This window comes from Mesorhizobium sp. M1A.F.Ca.IN.020.06.1.1, from assembly GCF_004023265.1.
Taxonomy (GTDB): domain Bacteria; phylum Pseudomonadota; class Alphaproteobacteria; order Rhizobiales; family Rhizobiaceae; genus Mesorhizobium.
The window spans coordinates 1-5,544 of sequence record NZ_RZSR01000341.1 but is presented as its reverse complement, the minus strand read 5'-3'; the positions used below and the strand labels follow the sequence as shown (position 1 = coordinate 5,544).

Sequence of the window (5,544 nt, the reverse complement as noted above, 5' to 3'; positions counted from 1 at the left end):
GAAAAAAAAAAAGATTCCGAAAATCTCCGGTTGCAGGATTTAGCGCCCGTTGATGAAGAGATTGGAGGGCGCCGTGCCAGCCTTCGGCTTCTCCACCATGCCGGTGATGCGAAAACCGTGATGGGTGTCCTCGCCACGGCCGACGATGCCGTATTTATGGGCCTCGGCCGGGTCGCATTCCTGTACGGCGATGATGTTGTTCCCGGTCTCGGCATAGAGTTCGACCATATCCTTCATGCAGCTTTTTTCCGACTGCATGATCATGTCGGGCAAAAGCAGCGCGAACGGTTCGTCACCGACCAGCTCACGCGCGCACCAGACGGCATGGCCAAGCCCCATCGGCACCTGCTGGCGGGTGAAGCTGGTCTGGCCCGGCGCTGGCTGCAGCCGCTGCAGGCGGGCGAGCTGGTCGTCCTTGCCGCGCTGGGCGAGCGTATCATAGAGCTCGAACTGGACGTCGAAGTGATCCTCGATGACCGCCTTGTTGCGCCCGGTCACGAAAATGAAATGCTCGATGCCGGCGTCGCGCGCCTCGTCGACCACATATTGAATGACCGGCCGGTCGACGACCGTTAGCATCTCCTTCGGGATGGCCTTGGTGGCCGGAAGAAACCGTGTGCCGAGACCGGCGACCGGGAAAACTGCCTTGCGAACTCGCTTCATGCTCCACCCATCCGTTTAAGCCCATTATCCGCGCGGCCATCCGCTCCGCAATCCCCCCGAACATTTTCGCGCCGGAATGTTGAATTATCCGAGCGGATGGCTTGAAAATCGAAAGTTAAAGCACCGACCTCTCTTTTCGTTCCTAATGGCACCTATGGTAAACTAAATACTAACCGGCTTCGGCGTTGAATGATCCTTCCTAATTTTGATGAAGGAGGAAAAGGATGTCCGTTCGCAACAGCGCAAGGCGCCTGGCGGCATTTTTGACGGCCGCGGGCCTCACGCTTGCCTTGCTGATGCCCGCCGGACCCGCTTTCGCCGATGCGGGTTTCCGCCAGTGGGTCGCGGGCTTTCGTGCCACCGCGGTTTCGGGCGGCGTTTCCGGCGCAGTCTACGACAGGGCCATGAGGGGCATCGAGCCCGACCCGGTCGTGCTGGAAAAGGCCCGCACCCAGCCGGAATTCACCGCCCCCGCCTGGGATTATTTCGACAACCGGGTGCATGACCAGTCGGTGACCAATGGTCAGGCAATGGCGCGCAAATGGAAGCCATGGCTGGATCGGATCGAGGCACGGTTCGGTGTCGATCGCCATATCCTTCTCGCCATCTGGTCGATGGAATCGAACTATGGCGAGATCCTCAAGCGCGACGACATCATGCGCAATGTCATCCGTTCGCTGGCGACCCTTGCCTATGGCGACCCGAAGCGCTCGAAATATGCCCGAACCCAGCTGATCGCGGCGCTGAAGATCCTGCAGACCGGCGACATCGACGAAAGCCATCTCATGGGTTCCTGGGCGGGCGCGATGGGTCAGACCCAGTTCATCCCGACCAGCTATCAGCACTACGCGGTGGACATGGACGGCAATGGCCGGCGCGACATCTGGAATTCGATACCCGACGCGTTGGCGACTGCCGCCAATCTGCTCAGGAAGAACGGCTGGCAGGCCGGCAAGACCTGGGGCTATGAAGTGACCTTGCCGCCGGGCAAGCTGCCGGCCGGATCGAAGACGCTGGCGCAGTGGCAGGCGCTCGGGGTCGCCAGGGCCAACGGCAAGCCGTTCAGGAACCTGAGCGACAAGGCGACGCTCAAGGTGCCGGACGGCAGGGGCGGACCGGCCTTCCTGATGATCAGGAATTTCTCGGTCATCAAGGCTTACAACAATGCCGACAAATATGCTTTGGCCGTCGGCCTGCTCGCCGACGAAATCGCCGGTGGCACCGGGCTTGTGCAGGACTGGCAGCGGCCGTTCACCAAGCTCAGCTTCGAGCAACGGCAGGAACTGCAGAAGCGGCTTTCCGAGCACGGTTATTATGACGGCAAGTTCGACGGGAAGATCGGCGAGGGGTCGAAGGCCGCCATCATGGCCTACCAGGCGAAGGTAGGCTTGAGCCAGGATGGCTATCCGAGCCTGGAAGTGCTGAAATGGCTCCGGAAGCAATAGAGCCGCCGATGGCGTCAAGCATCCTTTCAAAAGCGGAAAGGATGCTGTAGCGCTGCGGCCTGCGCATGACTTGCCGGCTTTTTGCGTTGTCATGCGCCAAGGATGGAGACTTTCATTGGTTACGGTCGCGCGTGTCTGGCTGATCGTTCGCCGCCTGCCGATTCTCGTCCTGGCCATCGCCGTGCTTGCCGTCGCCGGCTCGAGCGCCTTTCATACCCCGGCTTTCGCGCAGGAAGACGGAAACCGCGGCTGGTCGCTGCGCGATCTTCTTTTCCCGCGCCGCGGCGAGCGCATTGAACCTCCTGCCAATGTCCAGCCGGTGAGGCCGAAGCCGAAGGCCAGAAAACCCAAGCCGCGCCCGCCGGCCGAGCCGGAGGCGCCGGTCGTCGAAAAGGCGCCGGATGCGCGCGTCGTGCTGGTGGTCGGCGATTTTCTGGCGGGCGGGCTCGCCGAGGGTCTGGACGTCGCCTTCGCCGACAATCCGGCGGTCAGGATCGTTTCGCGCAGCAACGGCTCGTCGGGCTTCGTGCGTGACGATTTCTACAATTGGCCGGTCGAGATCAAGTCTCTGATCGAGACGGAGAAGCCGTCCGTCGTGGTGGTCATGCTTGGCTCCAACGACCGCCAGCAGATGCGCGTCGGCGACGTCCGCGAGCAGCCGCGCTCCGAGAACTGGACCAAGGAATACGAGCACCGCACCGATGCGCTGGGCAAGGCCATTCAGGATGCAAAGGTGCCGTTCCTGTGGGTCGGCATGCCGGCGTTCGGGGCGGCAAAAATGACCTCGGACATGCTCGCCTTCAACGACATCTATCATTCAGCCGCACAGACCCATGGCGGCGAGTTCGTCGATGTCTGGGACGGCTTCGTCGACGAGAACGGCGCCTTCGTCACCTCCGGTCCGGACATCAACGGCCAGCCGGTGCGCCTGCGCTCCGACGACGGCATCAATGTGACCAAGGCCGGCAAGCGCAAGCTTGCCTTCTACACCGAAAAGCCGCTGGCCAAGATCCTCGGGCTGGCGGCACCCGGAAGCGTCACCACGGTTTCCGCGCCGGCGGGCGCTCCGGTCGAGGTGTCGAAGCCTGCCGCGGCCCCTGTCATCGTCGACCGCACCGCGCCGATGCTGCTCAGCGACCCCGCGCTCGACGGCGGGACCGAGCTGCTGGGTGCCGCACCGCCAGCCAAGGCCGATCCGAATCTTCCAGGCGAAAAGCTGACCGTCGAGGGCAAGGCGCCCGTCGCCTCGCCCGGCCGAGCCGACGATTTTTCCTGGCCGCCGAAGACGCCAACCGCTTCATCGGAGACCTCGACAGCGGTGCGTCGGTAGGGCCGCAACGGAAGAGCCCATCGTGGCTGCAGGTAGCCTCAGCGGGGGAGTACGCTAGACCCCATCAGCGCCTCGTCGATCGCCCGCGCTGCCTGGCGGCCTTCGCGGATCGCCCACACCACCAGCGACTGGCCGCGACGGACGTCGCCCGCGGCATAGAGCCTGTCTATGCTGGTTCTGTAGTCGCGGTCGTCGGCCTCGACGTTCCGCGAGCGGCGGCTGTCGGTGACCATTTTTATCTCGCCGTCCAGCTCCTTCATGACCCCATCATTCGCCGGACCGGCAAAGCCGATGGCGATGAAGGCGAGATCGGCGCGGATGACGAACTCGGTGCCGGCGATCGGCTTGCGCTTCTCATCGACCTCGCAGCAGCGGACGCCAGTCAGCTGTCCGTCCTCGCCGATGAATTCGAGGGTCGCCACCTGGAATTCGCGCTCCGCGCCCTCGGCTTGCGAGGAAGACGTGCGCATCTTCGTCGCCCAGTAAGGCCAAACGGCGAGCTTGTCTTCCTTCTCCGGCGGCTGCGGACGGATGTCGAGCTGCGTCACGCGCACCGCGCCCTGCCGGAAGGCGGTGCCGATGCAGTCGGACGCGGTGTCGCCGCCGCCGACGACGACGACATGCTGCCCGCCGGCGATGATCGGATGTGACGGCCAGGCCACCGATTGGATCGGCTCGCCACCGACGCGGCGGTTCTGCTGCACGAGATACGGCATGGCGTCATAGACGCCGCTGAGATCGTCGCCCGGAATGTTGGCCGGGCGCGGCGTTTCCGAGCCGCCGCAATAGAGCACGGCGTCGTGCTCGGCGAGGAGCTCGGCAACCGGCTTGTCGACGCCGACGTTGACGCCGCAATGGAAACTCACGCCCTCGCCCTGCATCTGCTCGATGCGGCGATCGATGTAATGCTTCTCGATCTTGAAGTCGGGAATGCCGTAGCGCATCAGCCCGCCCGGCCGGCTCTCGCGCTCATAGACATGCACATCGTGGCCGGCGCGGCCGAGCTGCTGGGCGGCGGCCATGCCGGCCGGCCCGGAGCCGATGACGGCAACCCGCTTGCCGGTCTTCTTTTCCGGCGGGTAGGGCCGGATGTGGCCGGTCTCATAGGCCTTGTCGGCGATCGCCTGCTCGACCGTCTTGATGGCGACCGGAATGTCCTCGAGGTTCAGCGTGCAGGCTTCCTCGCAAGGCGCCGGGCAGATGCGGCCGGTGAACTCCGGGAAATTGTTGGTCGAATGCAGGTTGCGGATCGCGCTGTCCCAGTCGCCATTGTAGACGAGGTCGTTCCAGTCCGGGATCTGGTTGTGGATCGGGCAGCCGGTCGGCCCATGGCAAAACGGGATGCCGCAATCCATGCAGCGCGCGGCCTGTTTCTCGACCTCCTTGTCCGACATCGGCAGCGTGAATTCGCGGAAATGCCGGATGCGATCCGAGGCAGGCTGGTACTTCTGCACCTGCCGGTCGATTTCGAGAAACCCTGTTACCTTGCCCATAGTCCAGTCCCTGCTGTCCGAAGGCGCGCTCGAAAGTCTAGCTTGTCGGCGCACCCGTTAACCTCATAAGGCCGCCGTGGCAACCTTGGTCCGAGGTCAGGATTGTTGGTGAGGATGCCGGCCGGGCGATTACCTCCCCGGCCGTGCCCAAAGCCTATTCCGCCGCCACGCTCATGCGCATGCGCTCCATCTCGATCAGCGCGCGGCGATACTCGACCGGCATGATTTTCCGGAATTTCGGCCGGAAGCTTGCCCAATTGTCGAGGATCTCGCGGCCGCGCACCGAGCCCGTGTAATGGACGTGGTTCGAGATCAGCTGATAGAGCCGCTCCTCGTCATGGCTGGTCATGTCGCCGGAGACGTCGACGCGTCCCTTATGGTCGAGGTCGCCGCCATGATGGAGCAGCTTCTCCATCAGGTCGTCCTCTTCCGGAACGGGCTCCAGCTCGACCATCGCCATGTTGCAGCGTTCGGCGAAATCGCCCTTCTCGTCGAGCACATAGGCGACGCCGCCCGACATGCCGGCGGCGAAGTTGCGGCCCGTTTTGCCGATGACCACGACGATGCCGCCGGTCATGTATTCGCAGCCATGGTCGCCGACGCCTTCGACGAC

The 5,544-nt window shown here is 63.7% G+C and carries 4 protein-coding genes and 1 pseudogene; 2 read left to right on the top strand and 3 right to left on the bottom strand.

All coding sequences use genetic code 11. The annotated features are described in order from the left end of the window. Positions 1 to 42: 42 nt before the first annotated feature. Positions 43 to 663: pseudogene (locus EOA60_RS16415) on the bottom strand (UTP--glucose-1-phosphate uridylyltransferase); the annotation flags it as partial. A gap of 224 nt (positions 664 to 887) precedes the next feature. Between EOA60_RS16415 and EOA60_RS16410 the strand changes: the two are divergent. Beyond that, positions 888 to 2,108 (top strand): lytic murein transglycosylase, encoded by a 1,221-nt coding sequence (locus EOA60_RS16410; RefSeq protein ID WP_095800476.1) that lies wholly within the window; start codon positions 888 to 890, stop codon positions 2,106 to 2,108. A gap of 115 nt (positions 2,109 to 2,223) precedes the next feature. Beyond that, positions 2,224 to 3,438 carry a DUF459 domain-containing protein gene (locus tag EOA60_RS16405; RefSeq protein ID WP_095823425.1) on the top strand — a complete coding sequence of 405 codons (1,215 nt, stop codon included), beginning with the start codon at positions 2,224 to 2,226 and terminating at the stop codon, positions 3,436 to 3,438. A gap of 38 nt (positions 3,439 to 3,476) precedes the next feature. On the opposite strand, the gene EOA60_RS16400 is transcribed toward EOA60_RS16405, so the two are convergent. Next, a complete protein-coding gene (locus EOA60_RS16400; RefSeq protein ID WP_067325915.1) occupies positions 3,477 to 4,931 on the bottom strand; it encodes a glutamate synthase subunit beta in 1,455 nt (484 codons plus the stop codon). A 154-nt stretch (positions 4,932 to 5,085) separates the two neighbouring features. Then, positions 5,086 to 5,544, bottom strand: a 459-nt coding sequence (locus EOA60_RS16395; protein WP_164899346.1) for a hypothetical protein, incomplete at its 5' end; no start/stop codon positions are given.